This is a genomic window from Pectobacterium carotovorum, assembly GCA_016415585.1.
GTDB classification, from domain to species: Bacteria; Pseudomonadota; Gammaproteobacteria; order Enterobacterales; family Enterobacteriaceae; genus Pectobacterium; species Pectobacterium carotovorum_K.
Genome location: CP066552.1, coordinates 1,986,424 through 2,009,435, shown reverse-complemented (window position 1 = coordinate 2,009,435; position 23,012 = coordinate 1,986,424). Strand labels below are relative to the sequence as shown.

At 51.2% G+C, this 23,012-nt stretch carries 17 protein-coding genes; 7 read left to right on the top strand and 10 right to left on the bottom strand.

All coding sequences use genetic code 11. The features are described from left to right. Positions 1-25: 25 nt before the first annotated feature. From JFY74_08955 to JFY74_08945, 3 genes are read right to left on the bottom strand one after another with little or no spacing between them, the layout of a single operon-like run. Positions 26-1,594: a hydantoinase/oxoprolinase family protein gene (locus tag JFY74_08955; GenBank protein ID QQG30128.1), complete on the bottom strand. Its 1,569-nt coding sequence runs from the start codon at positions 1,592-1,594 to the stop codon at positions 26-28. 10 nt (positions 1,595-1,604) lie between these two features. After that, the gene (locus tag JFY74_08950) at positions 1,605-2,714 is read right to left on the bottom strand and encodes a DUF917 domain-containing protein (GenBank protein ID QQG30127.1); all 1,110 of its coding nucleotides are present in this window, start codon (positions 2,712-2,714) and stop codon (positions 1,605-1,607) included. 37 nt (positions 2,715-2,751) lie between these two features. Beyond that, a complete protein-coding gene (locus JFY74_08945) occupies positions 2,752-4,056 on the bottom strand; it encodes a cytosine permease (GenBank protein QQG30126.1) in 1,305 nt (434 codons plus the stop codon). Between the two features lie 263 nt (positions 4,057-4,319). On the opposite strand from JFY74_08945, the gene JFY74_08940 reads away from it, so the two are divergent. Continuing rightward, positions 4,320-5,261 carry a LysR family transcriptional regulator gene (locus JFY74_08940; protein QQG30125.1) on the top strand — a complete coding sequence of 314 codons (942 nt, stop codon included), beginning with the start codon at positions 4,320-4,322 and terminating at the stop codon, positions 5,259-5,261. Here the strand turns inward: JFY74_08940 and JFY74_08935 are convergent. The 6 genes from JFY74_08935 to lrp all read right to left on the bottom strand — a co-directional run bounded on the left by JFY74_08935 (position 5,247) and on the right by lrp (position 14,413). Continuing rightward, the gene (locus JFY74_08935; GenBank protein QQG30496.1) at positions 5,247-6,401 is read right to left on the bottom strand and encodes an MFS transporter; all 1,155 of its coding nucleotides are present in this window, start codon (positions 6,399-6,401) and stop codon (positions 5,247-5,249) included. The two genes, JFY74_08940 and JFY74_08935, sit on opposite strands and share 15 nt — an antisense overlap. Positions 6,402-6,716: 315 nt before the next feature. Continuing rightward, positions 6,717-8,012 (bottom strand): serine--tRNA ligase, encoded by a 1,296-nt coding sequence (gene serS / locus JFY74_08930; protein ID QQG30124.1) that lies wholly within the window; start codon positions 8,010-8,012, stop codon positions 6,717-6,719. Between the two features lie 103 nt (positions 8,013-8,115). Beyond that, positions 8,116-9,459 carry a replication-associated recombination protein A gene (locus tag JFY74_08925; protein QQG30495.1) on the bottom strand — a complete coding sequence of 448 codons (1,344 nt, stop codon included), beginning with the start codon at positions 9,457-9,459 and terminating at the stop codon, positions 8,116-8,118. A 7-nt stretch (positions 9,460-9,466) separates the two neighbouring features. After that, a complete protein-coding gene (lolA, locus tag JFY74_08920) occupies positions 9,467-10,078 on the bottom strand; it encodes an outer membrane lipoprotein chaperone LolA (protein ID QQG30123.1) in 612 nt (203 codons plus the stop codon). Positions 10,079-10,327: 249 nt separating this feature from the next. Further along, positions 10,328-13,804, bottom strand: a complete 3,477-nt coding sequence (locus JFY74_08915) for a DNA translocase FtsK 4TM domain-containing protein (GenBank protein ID QQG30122.1) — start codon at positions 13,802-13,804, stop codon at positions 10,328-10,330. A 114-nt stretch (positions 13,805-13,918) separates the two neighbouring features. Next, complete coding sequence (gene lrp, locus JFY74_08910; GenBank protein QQG30121.1) at positions 13,919-14,413, bottom strand: leucine-responsive transcriptional regulator Lrp; 495 nt, start codon at positions 14,411-14,413, stop codon at positions 13,919-13,921. A gap of 585 nt (positions 14,414-14,998) precedes the next feature. Here lrp and trxB point away from each other — a divergent pair. The 6 genes from trxB to JFY74_08880 all read left to right on the top strand — a co-directional run bounded on the left by trxB (position 14,999) and on the right by JFY74_08880 (position 22,357). Further along, a complete protein-coding gene (gene trxB / locus JFY74_08905) occupies positions 14,999-15,961 on the top strand; it encodes a thioredoxin-disulfide reductase (protein ID QQG30120.1) in 963 nt (320 codons plus the stop codon). A 237-nt stretch (positions 15,962-16,198) separates the two neighbouring features. After that, positions 16,199-17,965 carry a cysteine/glutathione ABC transporter permease/ATP-binding protein CydD gene (gene cydD / locus JFY74_08900; GenBank protein QQG30119.1) on the top strand — a complete coding sequence of 589 codons (1,767 nt, stop codon included), beginning with the start codon at positions 16,199-16,201 and terminating at the stop codon, positions 17,963-17,965. 17 nt (positions 17,966-17,982) lie between these two features. Next, a complete protein-coding gene (gene cydC / locus JFY74_08895) occupies positions 17,983-19,704 on the top strand; it encodes a cysteine/glutathione ABC transporter ATP-binding protein/permease CydC (GenBank protein ID QQG30494.1) in 1,722 nt (573 codons plus the stop codon). 33 nt (positions 19,705-19,737) lie between these two features. Next, positions 19,738-20,442 (top strand): leucyl/phenylalanyl-tRNA--protein transferase, encoded by a 705-nt coding sequence (gene aat / locus JFY74_08890; GenBank protein ID QQG30493.1) that lies wholly within the window; start codon positions 19,738-19,740, stop codon positions 20,440-20,442. 113 nt (positions 20,443-20,555) lie between these two features. Continuing rightward, entirely contained in the window at positions 20,556-20,774 is a 219-nt protein-coding gene (infA, locus tag JFY74_08885) for a translation initiation factor IF-1 (GenBank protein ID QQG30118.1), read from the top strand. 137 nt (positions 20,775-20,911) lie between these two features. After that, the gene (locus tag JFY74_08880; protein QQG30117.1) at positions 20,912-22,357 is read left to right on the top strand and encodes a PLP-dependent aminotransferase family protein; all 1,446 of its coding nucleotides are present in this window, start codon (positions 20,912-20,914) and stop codon (positions 22,355-22,357) included. Here JFY74_08880 and JFY74_08875 read toward each other — a convergent pair whose 3' ends face one another. Continuing rightward, positions 22,358-22,837 (bottom strand): carboxymuconolactone decarboxylase family protein, encoded by a 480-nt coding sequence (locus tag JFY74_08875; protein QQG30116.1) that lies wholly within the window; start codon positions 22,835-22,837, stop codon positions 22,358-22,360. Positions 22,838-23,012: the final 175 nt, after the last annotated feature.

Sequence of the window (23,012 nt, the reverse complement as noted above, 5' to 3'; positions counted from 1 at the left end):
ATCACTACAGTGTTAATGCGCTGTGCTAAGCCAAGTTTCCTGCCGCCTTGATTTTCACCTGTACCGCATTCCCTGGCAGATAAGCCAACGGAATTTCCTGATAGTCGATGATTTCAACGCTGCCCGGCATGGCTCCCATCTCTTCTGCAAGAAAAATGGTGTGTTGTTGCAACTCACTTTTTATCTTCTCACGATCGTTATCCGGCATTTTAACTACGCGCTCGATCTGTGCGCCCACCTTCCCTAACGCCACACCAACCGCATTGGCCGCACCAAAATTCTGCGGGCGCATGACCTGACTGACACCAGATAAAACGTCAGGCAGTAAAATGCTGCCACCGCCCACAAGCACAGCAGGGATTGCTGTGCTTGACGATTTAATCCGATCGATAGCGCTTTCCACTTTCTCAATCATCTGACGATAAGCCTGCTGGCAAAATGCATTATCCAGCTTGGGTAGCGGACGAGGAAGATCCGTAATCCATCTCTCACGATGAAGTTGCAGCATGATATCGCTGAGCGTTAACGTCTCCCCGCCAAAGCTGACGCCCTGTTCAAGCAGGCGATAGCCGACACTGTCAGGTCCAAGGGTAAGCTTTCCATCCTGAGACTGCCGAACGCAGGTTCCGCCACCAATACCGATAGAAATAATGTCTGGCATTCTGAAATTCGTCCGCACATCGCCGACTTCAACGGCGATTGCTGACTCACGCGGGAAGCCATTCACCAACACGCCAATATCCGTTGTCGTGCCGCCAACATCGATAATCAACGCATTATCCAGCCCGGAAAGGTGACACGCTCCGCGAATCGAGTTCGTTGGCCCGCAAGCCATCGTCAAAATGGGATATTGCTTCACCATGCTCTCGGACATCAATGTGCCATCGTTTTGCCCGAAGAATGGCGTAGCCTTGATACCATGCCGGACTAGCGCTTGCGTAAAGCCATGAACAAAGCGGTTCGCGGTGCTTTGCAACGATGCATTCAGGATCGTCGCGTTTTCCCTTTCCAATAATCCCGTGCTGCCTATCCGGTGGGATAACGACACGGAAACCTCTGGCAATGCCGCACTCACCCACTGGGCAACCTGCAGTTCCTGTTCATTATTTACGGGGGAAAATACGCCACAGATAGCCACGCTATCGACATGGCCGCGCATCTTGTCACAAACTGCCAGCACTTCATCCCGCAGTACAGAATGAATCTCTCGGCCATCAAACTCATAGCCGCCGTGAATCTGGTAGAAATGCTCGCCTAATGTCCTTTGCCACTCGTCATCCCAGCCAAACAGCGGCGGGACGCTATCGCTACTTGGCAGGCTCAGGCGCAATAGTCCGACGCGATCCAGCCCTTTCCGCTCAACAATTGCATTGGTACATTGGGTTGTACCCAACATCGCATAGCGAATATGCTGCGGTGCGATACCAGACTGTGCCAATACTTCCGCAATCACCCGTTCGATGCCGCAGTAGATATCCAGACTGGTAGGAAATTTGGCCGTCGCGATGCAGCGTAGGTCAGCATCTAAAATTGCCGCATCCGTGTTGGTGCCGCCGACATCAATCCCGAGTCGGTAATCATTTTTATGTAACATCGGGAAAGCCTCAGCGATTTGCAAGCAGTTCTATCGGCACATACTGCACCGGATAACCGAAATACTCCGGCCCCGCAACGTCAATCCCTTTTGGCGTTCGCCACTTGTCATTGCACGGATAGGCAATCACATCGACTCGCTGCCCATAACGTAAATGCTCCGTGATGATCGGACGTCCGGTTTCACTATCTACTATGGAGATTAAATCAGGCACAACGGCCAGCAGATTATCCTGCGTAGGATCTTTCACCTGTGATGAGCGATAAGCGAGCAATAACTCATTCTGAAAAAGCACCGTAAACGACTCGCCTTTGTCGTTTCCCATGCCATCCAGCACCACTTTGCCCCGAGCAAAACCACCGGTTGTGCGCCGTTCTACATCAACAATCTTTCCTGATGCAACGATATGGCCATTCAGCACAGTAAGCAGAGACTGTACTGGATGACTGCCTGACCGATGAGATTCTCGCAGCGTTTTCCCGATATCCTGCGCCAGCGTCAGCGTTCCTTTGATGGCGCTACGCTTAAGTTGACTACCGAGTAAGGGGTAATCACACATCGCGCAGGCAGCCCCCATTTGTTCCGAAATCATCCTGGCTAAACGTTCAGACCACATACCGTCAATAGGATTTAAGGTAACGGTATTTCCCTTTTCATCGGCTAACGTATTTGGTGCAGAGGATAAACCATCGAGAAAAAAGGTCACCATCTGGGCTTCGGGAAAGGCTCTCCCCATCGCATCACAATCGATAACAGGTAAACCTTTTGCGGCCGCAACGACAAACGGCATTAGCGAATTGATACCACCGACTTCGATGGGAAAAGTCGCCGTAATAGGTCGCTCAAGCGCCTTTTCCATCGCGTCAAATGCTCGAACGAATTGACTCGCTGACATGATCTTTTCTACAACAACAGTCGTTGCACCGATCATGCTACAAGGAACAAATATATCGTCGTCTTTAATTTCATCTAAACCGAATATAGGTACCTCGGCTGCATTTTTTAATGCGTGTTTTGCCATTAAAGAACCTACATACGGATCGCCGCCGCCTCCTGTACCGAGAACAGCGGCCCCTAATGCTATATCATCAATTGTTTGTGCATTAATATAACGAGACATACCCTACCCAAGATCTCGTGTTATCTGCATAACACGTTCAATCTGCCAATTGAGGAAAAATTTTATGTATGCCGATATACATCGCCATACTGACAATTACGCCATCCAGGGCAGAAATCGAACTTATCGTAAATAAATCGAAAAAATCTGGGGAAGTCAACAGGCTCACAATGCTACCGAGTGACCAAGATATAGCCGCCGCCACATTCAAGAATGATGCCTCTGATACATTTTTCTGCAAACGTGAGGACTTAATAAAATAATACTCGACGAGATAAACACCTGCGATAGGAGAAATCAGTACACCGAGGAGTGACAGGAATTGAGTAAAATTATTAATCATACCGTTGTAGGCTAACAGCAAACCGGCAATAGCCATTAGCACAACCAATACTGGCCGAGATAGCGTTCGAATAACAACAGATAGTCCGAGAGATGCAGAAACAAGGTTGGTACTATTTGTTGTCCATTGGGCAAAAATAAGCACTACAATAGCTGACATGCCCAAACCAATACTGAAGAACACTTCAACTAGATCCTCTGTACCGACCAGATGAGTCAGAATGAGTGCAACTAATATCGTTGAACTATTGCCTAAAAAGAATCCTAAGCCAGCACCGAGAAGCGCATCTTTGCGTGTTTTGGCATAGCGGGCAATATCCGGTGACATCACGGCAGATACTATCCAGATAGAAACTACGTAAGAGATAGCGCTTCCCATGCTAATTGGCGCTTTAATTATCGGAATCGGTATTTCGGGATGATTACTCGCGGCTAAAACCAAACCTGTAATGATCAATATCAGCATTAATGGCACGCTGAATATACTCAGTTTGCCCAATGCCCTGACACCCCAAATAGCGGTAGAGATCATCAGCACCATACCGAAAACCAAAATAAGGAAATGTCCAGGTTCTAATTGATAATGTAGCAATGCTTTTTGCAGCATTACGCCAAAAAAATCGAGTTGAAAAGCAAACCAGCCAATCAATGATACAGCAGAGAAAATACCGATGATCTTTCCACCAAGACGTCCAAAAACGGAGATACTCAGTAGCGTTGTTGATAATCCGCATCCATAACCGACGTTAGCACATAATGCTGCCAACACACCTAAAAAGGCGGAACCGATAAGCGTGGCACTAACGGCCTGAGAAAAAGGTAACCCACCGCTTAAGAAAGCGCCAAGAAATAGACCTGAAATGTCAATTCCCATTGCCAGCCATATTAAAGCGATAACATACCAGCTTTTTCTGGCTTCAGCAGGAACAGGTTCGTATTCGTAATCATAGATTTGCCGTCCCTGTTGTTCTTTTTCAGGCACAGCATTCCCTTGAGACATAATTCCTCCATTAAATAATTATTGTATCGTTGTGATATTTTATAGAGGTTGTCTGGTGACGTATAGAACAATGGTGTCGTCAGCAAGCTAACAACACCATTATGCTTTATGAAAGACCCTGATGTGACGCATAAAACCACGTTTTTTGTGGCAACCACATCAGCGATGTGGCGTGGCAACAAGATAAATGGGTTTCATATCGATTAATACAGATATATTTTGATGTTAACATTCAGAGATGTAATGTATGCGAAGGAAATGCTATGCGCTTAGATAAACTGGAGATCCGTTGGTTAAAACTTTTCTGTAAAATTGTTGAGAAACAAGGGATTACCAACGCACAAGCTGCAACAGGCTTAAGTCAACCTGTCCTAAGTCACTACCTGTCTCGACTTGAAGATACGCTTGGGCTGGTTTTGTGTGAACGAGGACGTGGAGGGTTTGCTCTCACAACGGAAGGCGAAGTGGTCTATCAGGAAGCCAAATCGGTTATCGCCACGCTGGACGACTTTGCAAATCGATTAGCAAGGATCAAGCATCAGCTCATTGGTGAAGCCCGTATTGGCTGTTTGGATAACACTGTCACCCACCCTGCCAAAGTTATCTCCAAGGCAATTGGAAAATTGTACGGCCAGAGCCCTGACGTTGCGGTTGAACTAGAGATCGGTGATTACACACCGCTGATGGAACGCCTAAAGAATGGTCATATCGACATTATCCTGAGCGTCTTACCGGATGATGTTCCAACCGACATCTATTTCCAGCCCGTTTTCGTTGAAAAAAGTTATTTTTATTCCGCTTCAGAAAATGCAGCGAGGATAGAAAAAGAGTGGCGCGATGGAACACTTAACCCGAACAGGTTACTCATTGGTGGCCACGCACTGCACGAAATTAGTAAGCAACTAGGCCCAGTAGCAAAGAAAGGTTTACAAAATACAGCCTGGAATTTAGAAAGTAGCTTGCTGCTCTTATTAGCTGGCACACATATTGGCTTTCTTCCCGATCACTATGCAGCGAAATGGGTTGAAACTGGGCAACTTACAGCTATTTCACCGGAAAAACTCGGACTCACCAGCATATTTTATCTGGTGCGAAACGCAAAACAGCGCCTTAGCCCAGTAGCCGAAGCGCTGTGGAATAACATGGTAGAAGCTGGACAAAGTTCGTTGGCCAGCCTTGATGCCGCTGGCTCAAGCAGTAGCTAATGGCGTTGGATGATGATCGGCTTTTCTGAGCAGCAGCATCAGGTAGATCATAGCAACAACGGCGATCAATACAAACAGCAGTCGATCGGAGTAGTTCTGCATCAACACCGCAGCGACGCTTGGCCCGCAAAGACTGCCAAGCGTGTAGCTGAGGAGCAAGGCTTGATTCATCGCGACCAGTTCATCAGGGCGCACTTTTTCACATGCCCAAGACATGGCAACGGGATACAGCGTAAACCCTGCACATCCCAGCAGGAACAGCGATGGTGCCATGGCATAGTGGCTAATGCTTAACATAGCAATACAGCCAATAATCACCACAAAGACCAATACCCGCAGAACCAGCAATCGGCCATAACGATCGGCCATACGTCCAATGGGCCATTGCCCGATAATTCCGGAGCTGATCAGCAGCGCCATCCAGTATCCAACCTGCGCATCATTCATTCCCTGATGGGAGAGATACAGCGGCATCAGACCATACAGCGATCCTAAAATTGCGCCGGAAATAATACAGCCGTGAACGCCTAAACGGGCACTGCGGTACGTCAGCATTTTCCACATGTTGACATGCTTTTCTTGCTGCTCTGGCGGCGTAGGGAGACGAGTAAACAGCAGCGGTAATACCGCCAAAATAACTAACGCGACCATCCACGGCAGCACATTCAGTAATGCGCTCGGCAATATGCCAAGCAGAAGCTGCCCAACTACGCTACCGAGGTAATAGGCAATCATATAGGCAGCCAGTAACTGCCCTCTCTGCGTCGGCGTTCCGCTACATAACAAAGCGCTTTCAACCACGACCCAGATTAATGCACAGCCGATACCGGCAAGGAAGCGCCAGAACAGCCAGCTACCGATATCCCCAGAAATACCGAGGCCAACGATTGCGATACCAAACAATAAAGCCGCAAAATAATAGCTACGGTTAAATCCATAAAGTTTGATTAACTTACCGGCTAATAACGTTCCAACCAGATTACCGCCGAAGTAGGATGAACCAACAAGGCCAACCTGCCAGACAGGAAGAGATTGATAACTCAGCCACAGTGGTACCAAGGTATTTAATACCGCAATACAAACCGTCAGCAGCAAAAGTCCGCAGAGCAATAACAGCACTGGGCGGGAATAAGCAGACATAGCGAAGTGGATAACCAAACAACCGGAGAAGAGTGAGCGCATCATGCCACTGCGTATATAAAAGTCAATCTGGGCAAAAAGTGCTAAAAGTCCTTTCTCAAATTATGGATTGAAAGAATTAATCAACACAAATAGGAAGCCCGCTACGCTTAAAAACAGAAAACCACTACTCCGCTGATTTTAAATCAGTTTTAACTTAAAATTTCAGTAACGCGAGGTGTTTAAGGGAGAGAAATTATTTTTACGATGAAAAAATATTACCGAACCTATAGCGTAAAAAAAGCGCCCTTAGGCGCTTTATTCAGATAACCGCAATTAGCCAATAAATTCCAGCCCGCCCATATATGGACGAAGCACTTCTGGAACCTCAATACGGCCATCAGCCTGCTGGTAGTTTTCCAGAACGGCAACCAGTGTACGACCAACTGCCAGACCAGAACCGTTCAGCGTGTGAACCAGTCGAGTCTTCTTATCGGACTTGCTGCGGCAACGAGCCTGCATACGGCGCGCCTGGAAATCCCCACAGTTTGAGCAGGAAGAGATTTCACGGTACGTGTCCTGCGCCGGCAGCCAGACTTCCAGATCGTAAGTTTTGGTGGAACCAAAGCCCATATCACCCGTACACAGCAAGACCTTACGATAAGGTAATTTCAGCAGTTGCAGCACGGTTTCGGCATGGGTCGTCAATTCTTCCAGCGCCTGCATGGAATCTTCAGGACGGACGATTTGTACCAGTTCAACTTTGTCAAACTGGTGCATACGAATCAACCCACGCGTATCGCGACCATACGAGCCAGCTTCTGAACGGAAGCACGGCGTGTGTGCAGTCATTTTCAACGGTAAGGATTCTTCATCAAGAATCTCGTCACGCACCAGGTTGGTCAGCGGAACTTCAGCAGTCGGAATCAACGCATAGTTGCTACTTTCCGCTTCTTCACTCAGCGGTCTGGTATGGAAGAGATCTTCGCCAAATTTAGGCAACTGACCCGTACCGTATAACGTGGCGTGGTTTACCAGATAAGGGACATACGCTTCCTGATAGCCATGCTGCTGTGTGTGCAAATCCAGCATGAACTGGGCAAGCGCACGGTGCAAACGGGCAATCTGTCCTTTCATCACGACAAAACGCGCACCGGTTAATTTCACCGCAGCGGCAAAATCCAACCCGGCAGCCATCTCTCCGAGTTCAACATGATCGCGCACGGGGAAATCATATTTACGCGGTTCACCCCAGCGAGTCACTTCCTGATTCTGCGTGTCGTCCTTTCCAAGCGGCACAGAGTCGTCCGGCAGGTTCGGGATCGTTAACGCCAGATCGCGAATTTCATTCTGCAACTGATCCAGCTCGGCTTTCGCGGCATCCAGTTTTTCGCCTAATGTGTTAACTTCACGACGCAAAGGCTCGATATCTTCACCGCGTGCTTTCGCTGCACCAATCTCTTTCGATCGGGAGTTACGCTCTGCCTGCAGGTTTTCAGTTTCTACCTGCAATACTTTACGACGTTCTTCCTGCTTACGCAGGGTCTCAACATCCAGCTTAAAGCCTCTGCGAGCCAGTAACTTTTCGGCGACTGCGTCTAGCTCATTGCGCAGTAAATTGGGATCGAGCATGCTAATCCTGTGCTTGTGATTATCAAATGAAATGGTGGCTTACACGGCGCGCTGCGCGGCCGGTTTCAGAAAATACCGCAATAACCTTACCGCAACGCTTAGTTCAACGGTAGCGTTTTGTCGGGCTATTTTGATCCTGAGTGGCAAGCCAGGCGAGCTTTTCACCAATTTTACCCTCAAGACCGCGTGAGGTCGGCGCGTAATAATGCGTATCGGCCATTTCCGGCGGAAAATAGCTTTCGCCAGCGGCATAGGCATTAGGTTCATTGTGTGCGTACCGATACTCTGCCCCAAGCCCCATTTCTTTCATCAATCGGGTAGGCGCATTGCGCAAATGCTCTGGAACATCATAGTCTGGCCTCTCGCGCGCATCCTGCATCGCGGCTTTAAACGCGCTATACACGGCGTTACTTTTCGGCGCACAGGCCAGATAAATAATCGCCTGAGCGATGGCACGCTCCCCTTCTGCGGGGCCAACGCGGGTGAAGCAATCCCAGGCTGAGATAGCCACCTGCATCGCACGCGGATCCGCATTGCCGACATCTTCCGATGCAATCGCCAACAGTCGTCGGGCAACATACAGCGGATCGCCACCGGCGGTGATGATTCTCGCGTACCAATAAAGCGCCGCATCCGGCGCAGAGCCTCTTACTGATTTATGTAACGCTGAAATCAGGTCGTAATAGCGGTCGCCTTTGTTATCAAAGCGGGCACTACGCTCGCCAGCGATTTCGTTGAGGAGTGCCGGTGTCAGAACACGCATGCCCTGCGCGTCGATTTCCGCCATATCCGCCATCATTTCCAGGCTATTCAGCGCACGTCTGGCATCGCCGTTGACCAATTCGGCCAGCATTCGTGCGGTTTCGGCGGGCAGAACAATATTCTGTCCGCCGTATCCTCGTTCGCTGTCGCTCATAGCCTGCAGTAAGACCTGTTCGATATCTTCCGCCGTCAGCGCTTTTAGCAAATAGACACGGGCACGAGATAACAACGCGGAATTGAGTTCGAAAGAAGGGTTTTCGGTTGTCGCACCAATGAAGGTGATTGTTCCGTCTTCAATATGTGGCAGAAACGCATCCTGCTGACTTTTGTTGAAACGATGGACTTCATCGACAAACAAAATAGTGCGGCGCCCCGCATTGCGATTTTGCCGGGCACGCTCAATCGCTTCACGAATTTCCTTAATACCAGACGTCACGGCAGAAATACGTTCAACATCAGCCTGCCCGTAATGCCCAATCAGCTCTGCCAGCGTGGTTTTTCCCGTTCCTGGCGGCCCCCAGAGAATCATTGAGTGCAACTGCCCTGCCTCAATGGCGCGTGGTAGAGGCTTACCAGCACCTAACAGGTGCTGTTGACCGATATACTGTGCCAAAGTCGCAGGCCGCATACGCGCGGCCAGCGGTTGGAATTCATTATGGGAAAAATCAAGGGACAGATTGCTCACTCTGGCCTCACTGACGCTGGTCATCCAGCGTGACGCCTTTCGGCGGTGTGAACGTGAATTGCGCGGCATCAACAGCGCCGTTTTGCTGGTTCTTCAGCACATAAGTGCTCCGCTGCCCGTCTTGTTCCGTCGCGGTAAACTGCTTGATTGTGCCGTTTGTCGTCACATTAATCGCGAACTGCTTTAGATTGCCGCTCGCTGACTTCGGCGTAAGCTCAAAATCATCGCCTTTCTGACGCACATCGTATTTATTCCAGTCGCTGGCATCGTTACGCGTAATCAGAATGAACGGCGTATTCCCTGTCGCATCTTTCAGCCAGGTTGCCGTGACTTGCTCAACAAACGGATTGTAGAACCACAGTGTTTTGCCGTCAGAAATCAACGTACTTTCGTCAGGTGATGTGGTTTTCCAGTTAAATAGGTTCGGACGTTTCAACCACAGTTTGCCTTCCCCTTCCTGCACCGCTGCGCCGTCAGCGCTGGTGACTTTCTGGCTAAAATTGGCGTGGAAACTGTTTACTTTATTGAGGCGACCCTGCAAATCTTTTGCCGCGTCCGCATAGACAGCAGTTGAGGTAACACCTGCAATCAGGCAACTGATAGCTAACCACTTTTTCATACGCATAATCCTTTGAATTTCTTAATATAACGAACCTTCATCTATCGAGGTCAGACGCTTTGCCTAGCGCCTATGTTCTTTACAGATCGGTGTTATTCGTCGAGCTACGTTATCTATAGATCTATGTTATCTGAACCCACTCGGACGGTGATAGGTGAATTATCTGCTTATTGCCGCTTTTACGCTTCTTTGCATAAGGGCTGCTCGCGCAGCCCTTATCGTGGAGTGACGTCAATCAGTACAGCATGCTTATTCCATTGATGGCGGGGCCAATACCTCGCGGTTACCGTTGTGTCCTGGGGAGCTGACGATACCCTGCGCCTCCATTTGCTCAACGATTCGCGCGGCACGGTTATAACCGATTCGGAACTGACGCTGTACGCCAGAGATGGATGCACGCCGCTTATCGACCACAAACTCTACCGCCTGATCGAATAGCGGATCGAGTTCTTCATCGCCATCAAGACCGAGGCTTCCGCCTTCAGCATCGTCGCCACCGCTGACAATATTATCGATATATTGAGGGCGACCGCGCGCTTTCCAGTCCTGAACGACGGCGTGAACTTCCTCATCGCGCACAAAAGCGCCATGAACACGGACAGGTATCGAGGAGTTAGGTGCCATATACAGCATATCCCCCATCCCCAATAGCGACTCCGCGCCACCTTGATCGAGGATAGTTCGTGAGTCGATCTTGCTGGAAACGGTAAACGCGATACGCGTCGGAATATTTGCCTTGATCAACCCGGTGATGACATCAACGGAAGGACGCTGCGTCGCCAGCACCAGATGAATCCCCGCCGCACGCGCTTTTTGCGCCAATCGGGCAATCAGTTCTTCAACTTTCTTACCCACCGCCATCATCAGGTCAGCAAATTCATCGACCATCACAACAATATACGGCAGTTTTTCCAGCACTGGCGGCGTCATATCCATACTGTCACCCGGCTTCCAGAACGGATCGGGGATCGGACGACCCATTGCATTTGCGGTCATTACCCGTTCGTTGTATCCCGCCAGATTACGTACGCCAAGCGCTGACATCAGCTTGTAGCGGCGTTCCATTTCACCGACACACCAGCGTAGGGCATTGGCCGCATCTTTCATGTCGGTCACGACTTCCGTCAACAAATGCGGAATGCCTTCGTACACCGAGAGCTCCAGCATTTTCGGGTCAATCATGATAAAGCGTACGTCTTCCGGCGTGGCTTTATACAACATACTGATGATCATGGCGTTGACGCCGACCGATTTACCCGACCCCGTCGTACCAGCAACCAGCAGGTGTGGCATTTTCGCTAAATCGGCAACGACAGGCTCGCCCGCAATATCTTTACCCAGCACAATCGACAGCGGTGATGGATTATCCCGGAACTGATCGCAATCCAGTACTTCTCGCAGATAAACCGTCTGACGATGCGCGTTCGGCAATTCCAGCCCGACGTAAGGTCGGCCTGGGATAACCTCAACAATACGTACTGCGACAACCGACAGTGAGCGTGCCAAATCGCGCGACAGATTCGAGATACGTGCCGCTTTAACACCCGGTGCCAGATCCAATTCAAACCGTGTGATCACCGGCCCAGGAGAATGATCAACCACATCGGCTTTTACCCGGAAATCAGCCAGACGTGCTTCAATCAGTCGCGCCGTCTGTTCCAATGCGAAATTATCAACAGGCGCTTCGCTAGCCGGCGGTGGAGTCAACAAATCCAGCGTTGGCAGCGGCGTCGTCGGTTTCTGCAACGGCTGTTCGTTACGCATCAGGAACGGGTGAATCAAACCATCCATTGCCGGATGATGCGTTGGTGTAGCCACCGTTTCCTGTTTCACGGACTCAACAGGCGCTGACGTCGGTTGCGCTTGTTGACTAAACGTCAACGGATTGCGCTCATCGTCATCATCCCCATCTTCACCAGCATGCATCGGCGGAAGCTCGGGTTCAGCACGGTAGGACGGCTGCGAATAGGTGGATTCACTGAACGTATGCGGTTCAGGCTCGCGCTCACTCTCCGCACTAAACGGCGAGAATGAAAAAGCGTTATGCGATGTGACAGGATTTGGCTGAACGGGCGCACTGACCACAGGCGGCGCTACCGGAGCAGGGATTTCCTCATCGTGCTGCAATGCGCTGGCGTCATAACGTGACTGCTGCTGTGCAGCGAAGTCTCTGGCTAGCTGAGCTTGCAGAAGCGCGTCTTCATCGTCTTCCTGTAACGGGTACTCATCACCGTAACGCTGACGTTGCTGATCCAGATACGCTTGCTGCAATGCCGCTTCCTGCTGGGCGATGTCATCCGGCGTCTCTTCCTGATACACATCATTCGCCAATTCCGTTTCTGCACTACCGCTCTGCGCCTGCAACCTTGCTTGCTCTTCAGCCAGCCGCTGCGACGGCAGTTTGATTCCGTATGACGCCAGTTCGCGGCGAGTAGGAATACGTACCGGATTAGGACGCGGCAGTTCCGGTCCTACGCCGCGTTTAATCTGCGGGTTATCATCCCCATCGGCACTGAACGCAGGCATAAAGGTGTTATTCGCATTGGAATCCGTATCACGCGCAAGCTGTGGTGGCTCAGCAAACGGTTGAACCACTGGTGCCGTGACAATCGGCGGTACAGCACTCTCTCCGTAACTATTTCCGTAAGGTGCATACGCACTACTATGGAGCTCAGGTGAGGTTGCGATCGCTGGCGTTTCAGGGATTTCAAACGAATACAGCGGTGGATTTAGCGACGGCGTCGAATCAATCGCAGATGGGGTAACGGGCGGCACAACGCCAGACGATGAACCAGAGAATGCGGCTCCTGATAATGTGGAATCAGGCGTTGCCACATCAGGCAATGTTGACGCTGTCACTGGCGTTTCAGCGGAGATCGCCGGTTGTGTCGCTGTCGGCGCGTTCTCAGCTAACGGTGATGACTCCACTATCTCAGTGCCTGACGCCGTGTCGTTTACCGCATCAACCACGGAAGGCGCAGAAAACAGGACGTCATCATCATCACGCTGTTGTGTTCCTACCTCACCCGACGCCTCATCGTGGCGCAGGTTAAGCACATCACGTTCATCTTCTTCACGATCGTGTTCTTCGCGGTAGTCCTCATTGCGGCGTGAACGGTTTGACATAAACGTCAAACACCCCAAGACACCCGCGCCAATTTTTTCAGCGATCGTTAACCATGACCAGCCGGTAAACAGCGTTAACCCTGCGCCCCACACGCACAGCAGAATCAGCGTCGCGCCCATGCTGTTGAAACGTGGGATCATTGAGCTGCTCAACAGGCTTCCCAAAACACCACCGGAAGCAAAGTAGTAGAGATCGTCAATATTCAACGCAGCCAAACCGCAAGAGGTCAGGATCAGCGCCAATGTCCCAATCAGGCGAAGTGAAAAGGTAAAATATTCAATAGATTGTTGGTTATCGCGCTGACGGAAAGCCGCCCAGCACAGGGATAACATAATCGGTGGAATGGCGTAGGCCAGCACACCAAAAATAAAGAACAGCGTATCCGCCAGCCATGCACCTGCTACACCACCAAGGTTGTGAATAGGTTCATGCCATGCAGTCTGTGACCAACTGGGGTCGGAGGGGCTGAAACTGAGTAGTGCGACACTAAGATAAACCGCAAAAAGTGCCACAACGATTAAAATCGCTTCAAGCAAACGACGTGTTCCACTGAGTTTTTTCAGGGTAACGTCTTTATCTTCTGTATATTCCTGGCTCAAGAGTCTCTCCAGGGGCCTGTAAGGTTTATGACAAAGCGCCGAGAAAACCCGGCGCTGGGACTGTATAAATTCACAGGAGTGTAGCTGAATTTATCGGGTTTTGCACCCACACGTTTATCGCGTCTTAATGACCAGACGGTTGCTTTGCTTCACTTCTTCCATCACCACGTAGGTACGGGTGTCGTTTACACCCGGCAAACGCAGCAGCGTTTCACCCAGGAGCTTACGGTAAGCGGACATGTCTGGCACACGCGTTTTCAACAGGTAGTCAAAATCACCGGAAACCAGATGACATTCCTGAATTTCTTCCAACTTCTGCACCGCAGCATTGAACTGTTCAAATACATCAGGCGCACCGCGGTTTAGCGTTATTTCAACAAAAACCAGCAGTGACGCATCCAGATAATGCGGGTTTAGCAGCGCTGTGTAGCCATTAATAAAACCCTGTCTTTCCAGACGACGCACACGTTCCAGACAAGGCGTTGGCGACAGCCCAACACGTTTGGAAAGCTCGACATTGGAAATACGCCCATCTTTTTGCAATTCGTTCAGGATGTTACGATCAATACGATCGAGATCTTTTCCTGGCCGTTTTTTAGTGTCTACCATTATTATTGTCTCTCTTCACTTTTCCCTGCCCCCGCTTTACCCCGATAGACCTCATGTATCAGAGCTACCCTTAAAGAAGACACGCTGCCTATTTTGTATATCAACAGTCATTAACTTCTCGTTCTCGCCCCACGTATTGCTCACCCGCGAAAAGACCATCACGTCATATCCATGGCCCAAAGGCCTACTACCTGCGCAAAAACGAATAAAAAGCCGAGCTTTTAACTGTTCACATACAAAAAATTTCCTCTTACCCAGATGTTTTCGCAAATGCACAGCCGATTGTCAAAGCAAAACAACGAAAATCAGAAGAAACTGCCAGATTGGATAAGCCAGAGCCATTCTCCGAGGTGACTTCAATCATTTTACTTATGAATGTGGCTGATTTTTCAGCGATTTGTCATCCTCATCGTCATTAACGATTAAACAAATAGCCAGCAACTTTTCTGCATACTTTTTTTACTCTTGTAATTTCCTTACAATCGTTCGAATTGTCCGTGGTAGAGACTGTTCGTAGTAAGGAAGCGGGTTTGTTGTAGAGACCGTTCATATGGACATTATCTGCCGTCATGAAATGAGGAAAGCATGGGTACTGTTAAACATCACAAGTTATTGATTCTGGGTTCAGGCCCGGCTGGCTACACTGCCGCTGTTTATGCTGCACGGGCGAATTTACAGCCAGTATTAATCACGGGTATGGAAAAAGGCGGTCAGCTGACGACCACAACCGAAGTAGAAAATTGGCCTGGTGATGCCGATGATTTAACTGGCCCGCTGTTAATGGAGCGTATGCATGCACACGCGACCAAATTCAATACTGAAGTGATCTTCGATCATATTGAACGTGTTGATTTGCAGAACCGTCCCTTCCGTTTATTCGGCGATAGCGCCGAGTACACCTGTGACGCGCTGATCATCGCCACGGGGGCATCGGCTCGTTACCTTGGCCTGCCGTCTGAAGAGGCATTTAAAGGCAAAGGGGTTTCTGCCTGCGCAACCTGTGACGGGTTCTTCTACCGTAATCAGAAAGTCGCTGTCGTTGGCGGCGGGAATACCGCGGTTGAAGAAGCGCTGTATTTGTCTAATATCGCTGCGGAAGTGCATTTGATCCACCGTCGCGAGACGTTCCGTTCAGAGAAAATTCTGATCGACCGCCTGATGGACAAAGTTAAAAACGGTAACATCATCCTGCATACCAACCGTACGCTGGACGACGTGCTAGGCGATGACATGGGTGTAACCGGTGTCCGTATCCGCGATACACAGAGTGATGCTGCAGAAGAACTGGAGCTGGCTGGCGTGTTTATCGCTATCGGCCACAGCCCGAACACGGCCGTATTTGGCGGTCAATTGGAACTGGAAAACGGTTATATCAAAGTACAATCCGGTATTCACGGCAATGCGACACAGACCAGCATTCCTGGCGTTTTTGCCGCAGGCGACGTCATGGATCACATCTACCGTCAGGCCATTACCTCCGCAGGTACCGGCTGTATGGCGGCACTGGATGCTGAACGCTACCTGGACGGGCTGACCGTCAACAAGTAATACACTGCTGATAACGGAGCGGCAATAGTCGTTCCGTTTTCTTCCTTCTGGTTTGCCCTCCGCAACACAAAAATTGATCGCCTCACTCATTTCCCCTCTCCTTTTCGTTTGCAGCGCGTCCTTGTCGCGGTAACATGGCCTCATTCTGCGTGATAGAAGATAATTTTGTTAACTAACAGTTACATGAGAGTTATTTTCTGTTAAGTCCATTTCTGCAATATAACGAACTGGTGCCTGATGAAAAAAACCCGACAGCAAGAACTGACCGCCTGGCTGAAACAGCAGAGTAAGCTGGCGCAACGTTGGCTACGGATTTCACTACTGCTTGGATTCCTGAGCGGTGCGTTAATCGTGGCACAAGCCTGGCTGTTAGCGACGCTGCTTCATGCCTTGATCATCGAGCATGCCACTCGCGAATCCTTGCTCTCCCCTTTCCTTCTGCTGATTACCACATTTATTCTGCGCGCACTCAACAGTGTGCTACGCGAGCGCGTTGGTTTTCTTTGCGGACAAACCGTTCGACAGCAAATTCGTAAGCTGGTACTGGATCGATTGCAACAGCTTGGCCCTGCCTGGGTTCAGGGCAAACCCGCCGGCAGTTGGGCAACGATGATTCTTGAGCAGGTTGATGATATGCAGGATTATTACGCCCGCTATCTGCCACAAATGTATCTTGCCGCGCTGATCCCGCTGCTTATCTTGATCACGATTTTCCCGCTCAACTGGGCTGCGGGTCTGATTCTGTTTCTAACCGCTCCTCTCATCCCGCTTTTTATGGCGCTGGTTGGCATGGGCGCGGCAGATGCCAACCGACGTAACTTTCTGGCGCTGGCACGCCTGAGCGGACACTTCCTCGATCGCCTGCGCGGGATGGAAACGCTACGTCTGTTCCATCGTGGCAAGGCTGAAACCGAACAAATCCGTCATGCTTCCGAGGATTTCCGTAGTCGCACGATGGAAGTATTGCGCATGGCGTTTCTCTCCTCGGGCGTGCTGGAGTTTTTCGCCTCCATTTCAATCGCCGTGGTCGCCGTCTATTTCGGTTTCTCTTATCTCGGGGAACTGGATTTTGGTCATTACGGCATGGGCGTGACGCTCTTCGCCGGCTTTCTCGTATTGATTCTGGCTCCAGAATTCTTTCAGCCTTTACGCGATTTGGGCACCTTCTATCATGCCAAGGCTCAGGCTATCGGCGCAGCAGAATCGCTGGTGACTTTTCTGTCAGAGGAAGGCGAGACGGTCGGCTTTGGCACACAAGAATTCTGCAGCGATAGCGCCATTACTATCCGGGCGGAAAACCTGGTTGTCCTCGCGCCAAATGGCACACCGCTGACCCAACCGTTGACGTTCGATATTCGCGCAGGTGAACGTATCGCACTGGTCGGTCTCAGCGGAGCAGGAAAAAGCTCACTGCTGAATGTCCTGCTGGGATTCCTGCCCTATCGCGGTTCACTCACCGTCAATGGCCAAGCGTTGAACACGCTGACGCCTGAATCATGGCGTAAGCAGTTAAGCTGGGTTGGACAAAATCCCCACTTGCCGGAACAGACGCTACGCAGCAATATTCTACTGGGTAACCCGCAGGCCAGTCCCTTGGAATTGCAGTATGCGATTGAGCGCGCGTATGTACAGGAATTTTTACCGCAGCTCCCGCAAGGACTGGAAACGACAGTCGGTGACGGTGCGGCACGCCTTTCTGTCGGGCAGGCACAGCGCGTCGCCGTTGCTCGTGCGCTCATTCACCCTTGCAACTTACTGCTGCTGGATGAACCGTCAGCCAGCCTGGATGCTCATAGTGAGGAGCTGGTTATGACGGCGCTGAACGACGCGGCACGTTCACAGACCACACTGCTGGTCACGCATCAGCTCACCGAGATCGCCGAGTATGACGCGATCTGGGTAATGGACAGCGGTCAGTTAGTTCAACAGGGTGATTATCAAACACTCCGAGCCGAAGCGGGTCCCTTCGCGACGCTACTGGCACAACGACAGGAGGCGCTGTAATGGCTCAGATGAAAACGATGCAGGTATTAAAACCGTTTCTGGCACTTTATCGTCAGCACTTCTGGTATTTGAGTCTGGGCGTGGTCTTGGCCATTGCTACGTTGCTGGCCAGCATTGGTCTACTCGCCTTATCCGGCTGGTTTCTGGCGGGTGCTGCGCTGGCGGGGATCGTCGGGCTGCTCACCTTTAACTATATGTTGCCCGCCGCTGGCGTGCGGGGTGCGGCTATCGCCCGTACGGCCGGGCGCTACGGGGAAAGAGTTGTCAGTCACGATGCCACCTTCCGCGTTTTGCTGCGCTTACGTGTTTTCACTTTTTCTCGCATTCTGCCGCTCTCTCCGGGTGGACTAGCACAATTTCGTCAGGCTGAACTGCTAAACCGGCTGGTGGCGGACGTCGATACGCTCGACCACCTCTATCTTCGCGTGATTTCCCCCATCGTCAGCGCATTCGCCGTCATTCTTATCGTCTGTTACGGCCTGAGCTTCATTGATGCCTCACTGGCTCTGACGCTGGGTGCCATTATGCTAGTACTGCTACTGTGCCTGCCGATTATCTTTTATCGGGCAGGAAACGGCATCGGGCAGGATTTGACCGCGCTGCGTGCACAATACCGCCTTCAGCTCACGACCTGGCTGCAAGGTCAGGCGGAACTCACCGTCTTCGGCGCACTCAGTCGCGTCCGTCAGCAGTTGGCTCTGGTGGAAATCAACTGGCTGCGTCGCCAGCGTCAGCAGGCCAACCTTACCGGCCTGTCTCAGGCGGTGATGATTTTATGCAGCGGACTGACCGTTACTTTGATTCTGTGGCTGGCAGCCAATGGCGTTGGTGGTAATCCGCAGCCCGGTGCATTGATTGCGCTGTTTGTGTTCGCCTCGCTTGCCGCCTTCGAAGCGCTGGCCCCCGTCACGGTGGCCTTCCAGCATATGGGACAAGTGATTGCCTCCGCGGCTCGGGTCGATCAAATCATTCGCCAGCCCGTTGACGTCACGTTCCCAGAGCATGGGCCAGAAACCTCGCGTGAGGCGTCGCTAGACATCTCACATGTCGGTTTCACGTATCCCGGTCAACCCCAGCCCGTGCTACAGAATATTACTCTTTCCATTCAGCCGGGCGAGCATCTGGCGCTGCTGGGGCGTACCGGATGCGGGAAATCGACGCTATTACAATTGCTGACTCGGGCATGGAATTGTGAATACGGAGACATTACGCTGAATGGTCATCCTCTTGCCGAATGGCGAGAAGAAGATCTCCGCGCCATGATGAGCGTGGTGCCACAACGCGTGCATATTTTCAGCGCCACGCTGCGTGATAACCTACTGCTAGCAGCACCGACTGCACGAGATGAAAAACTGGCCGAGGTATTACAGCAGGTTGGGTTAGAAAAACTGCTGGAAAACGAAGGGCTGAATGCCTGGCTGGGAGAAGGCGGTCGACAGCTGTCCGGTGGCGAACAGCGCCGTATCGCATTAGCACGCGCTTTATTGCACGACGCACCGCTCGTTCTATTGGATGAGCCTACTGAAGGGTTGGATGCAGAAACCGAAAAGCGTATCCTGCAACTGCTCCGCCAGCACTGTGCCGATAAGACGCTGATCGTCATCACTCATCGGCTATACGGCTTAGAATCGATGGATCGCATCTGTATTTTGGACGATGGCAAAGTGATCGAACAGGGCAGCCATCGGGCTTTAATGGCACAGCAAGGTCGTTATTGGCAATTCCGCCAACACGTTTAAGGCAATTTCAGTGAAACACAACGTTTGAAAAATATGCGCCTATACCAGCTATCGTCTCAATCGCTTCAGTTTCCTGATCCGAATCATGCGCTGGATGACCCCAACGGCCTGCTGGCCGTTGGCGGCGATCTCTCCGTTGCCAGACTGAAAGCGGCTTATCGACAGGGCATTTTCCCTTGGTACTCCCCCGGTGAACCTATCTTATGGTGGTCTCCGAATCCGCGTGCGGTTCTCTTTCCCGGTGAATTCCATCTCAGCCGCAGCATGAAAAAATTCCTAAAACGTCATATTTTTCATGCCACGCTCAATCAGGCATTTGATGATGTCATCCACGCCTGCGCGCATGAACACCATGATGGCACCTGGATTACGCCAGACATAATTGCAGCTTATCGCCAGCTTCATCAGGTTGGGAAAGCACATTCCGTCGAAGTGTGGCACAATGGCGCACTGGTTGGTGGGTTATATGGTATTGAACAAGGGCGATTATTTTGCGGTGAATCAATGTTCAGCCGCATGGATAACGCCTCAAAATATGCACTGCTGGCGTTCCAGCAGCATTTTATTCGCCACGGCGGTCATTTGATTGATTGTCAGGTGTTAAATGCCCATACGGCGTCACTGGGCGTGAGTGAAATTCCCCGCGAACGCTTTCTGCAACTGCTTTTCCAGTGGCAGAATATTGCCGTCGATGACGGTTGTTGGCTACCACAACAGCTCGCAGAACCGACAGCGTAATAGAGGAAACCGTGTAAATAACGCCCCAAACGTGAACGCTTCTTTACATAATGTCGGTTTTTCGGCATTATCTTGCGGTTAAAAAATAAAGGTAGTTAGACCTAGAGGATTCGATGGCCAAAGAAGACAATATTGAAATGCAAGGCACCGTGCTTGATACGCTGCCCAACACCATGTTCCGCGTTGAATTGGAAAACGGGCACGTGGTTACCGCTCATATCTCCGGTAAAATGCGTAAAAACTATATCCGCATCCTGACGGGTGACAAAGTCACTGTAGAGTTAACCCCGTACGACCTGAGTAAAGGCCGCATTGTCTTCCGCAGCCGTTAACCGGTTCGCTCATCGCTATTATTAGCGATATATGAGGATGTGACTCCCTCCCCAGCCCTTCCCTTCATGGCAAGGGCTTTTGTTTTTGGGGGGCAGCCGTTTTAAGGTCAACAGCCTGCTTGTCATGGATTCCGCCTATGAAGCCTGACTCTCCCCTATTTTTCCCCCTTTCCTTTCAGGAAGGTACGCCGCTTTACCGGCAGCTTTACGAGCGGGTGCGTCGGGCTATCAGCGTAGGCCTATTGTCTCCAGGTGACCGTCTGCCTTCCGCACGTATGCTTGCGAAAGAGCTCGGCGTCGCACGCGGAACAATAGAACAGGCCTACTCGTTGCTGATTGCCGAAGGTTATCTGCAGGCGCGCGGGCAAGCAGGAACGCTTGTGAATCCCGATTTACCCTTAGCGCCAACGCCTGCTAACGATGCAACGGTATCCCCCTCAGCACCAGACGATGAACAGAACATACTGTGGCGTCCATCGCAGCTGTTGCCGTTTCAAATGGGGGTTCCCGCTTTTGATGCCTTTCCGCGCAAACTCTGGGCTCGACTTGGCGCACGCTATCTTCGCAGCATGCAATTACCGGATTGGGATTACCCTGCACCTTATGGCTTGCCAGCGCTAAGAAACGCTATCGCTTCTTATCTGCAAGTGGCACGTGGCATTGACTGTACTGCAAATCAGGTATTCATCACCTCAGGTTGGCGCGCTAATTTGCAACTCGCAGCGCTAGCCTTGCTGAAATCTGGGCAGCGCGTCTGGGTTGAAGATCCTGGCTATCCCCCCACTCGCCAGTTGCTGTCACAATCTGACTTATGTCCGGTTCCGGTAACCGTCGATCGTGAAGGACTTAACGTGGAGCGCGGCATCGCGCTGGCGAATGACGCCAGTATGGCCGTTGTCACTCCCGCACATCAAAGTCCTCTGTCGATGTCGCTATCGCTCCCTCGGCGACAGGCATTATTGCAGTGGGCAACGGAGCAGCACGCCTGGGTAGTGGAGGATGATTATGATGGGGAATATCGTTACGTCAGTCGCCCGCTCCCAGCGCTCGCCAGCCTGGATCGCAATGGGCGGGTTCTGTATGCGGGCACCTTCAGCAAGGTGTTATTCCCGGGGATTCGGTTGGCTTATTTGGTTGTCCCGCAGGCACAGATTGCCACCTTTGAACACATCAGCCGAATTTTCTTCGCTTCCGCATCGCCAACGATAACGCAATCTATCGTTGCCAGCTTCATCGCTGAAGGCCATTTTGCCCGGCACATTCAGCGCACGCGACGCCTTTATGCAGAACGTCGCACCGCCACCATCGCTGCGCTACAAGGTATTTTGGGGAACCGTGTACACATCGATTCGCAGCCCGGCGGGATGCACTTAGTGTTACGCCTACCGAATAGCATTCGCGATCGGCAGCTTGCCGACCGCCTGCTGGCTCAGGGTATTGCCGTTCAACCGCTATCACGCTGGGCAGTATCAGGAAATGGTGATAACGCGCTACTCGTCAGTTTCACCAACTGCGCCACGATGGCAGAACCGGAACGGCTTGCCACGTTGCTCCTTGCCGAGCTTGAACAACACGGGAGCTAATTAGCTCAGATTGGCTTTTTCCAGCCCGTACAGCTTATCTGCGGAGCCGGGAACGACCTGAAACGCGACGCCCAGACGATTCCAGCCATTAATCGCGATAATCATGAAAGATAAGTCAGCTAGATCTTCTTCTGACAGCTGTTCACGAACGCGCATAAATACCTCGTCAGGCACGCCGTGAGGCGGAAGATGAGTCAGCACTTCTGTCCACTCAAGCGCAGCACGCTCGCGCGGGGAGAAAAGCGGTGATTCACGCCAGACAGCCACATGATGCAGGCGTAGCTCGCGCTCCCCATGAATCTTGGCTTCTTTAACGTGCATATCAACGCAAAATGCACAGCCGTTAAGTTGAGAAGCGCGTAGCGTAACCAGATGGCCTATTTCAGCCAGAAACGGTTTCTTATGCAGAATATTATTAAACTCCAGATACTTTTTAGCGGCATCGGGAGACTTGCTGTAGTAATCAAGACGTTGGCTCATAGAGAACTCCAAAACGAGATAGGATGAAAGAGAAGAGAGACAGCCGCACGCCAGCGACAGCGCACAGGGCCGACGACTCGGTAGTCATGATTGTGCAAAATCTTGGCCTATCCGAAAAGATCCAAGAATCGTACTTTTAACTGGGCCATGATGCGAAATAGCGCACCCAAAGCGG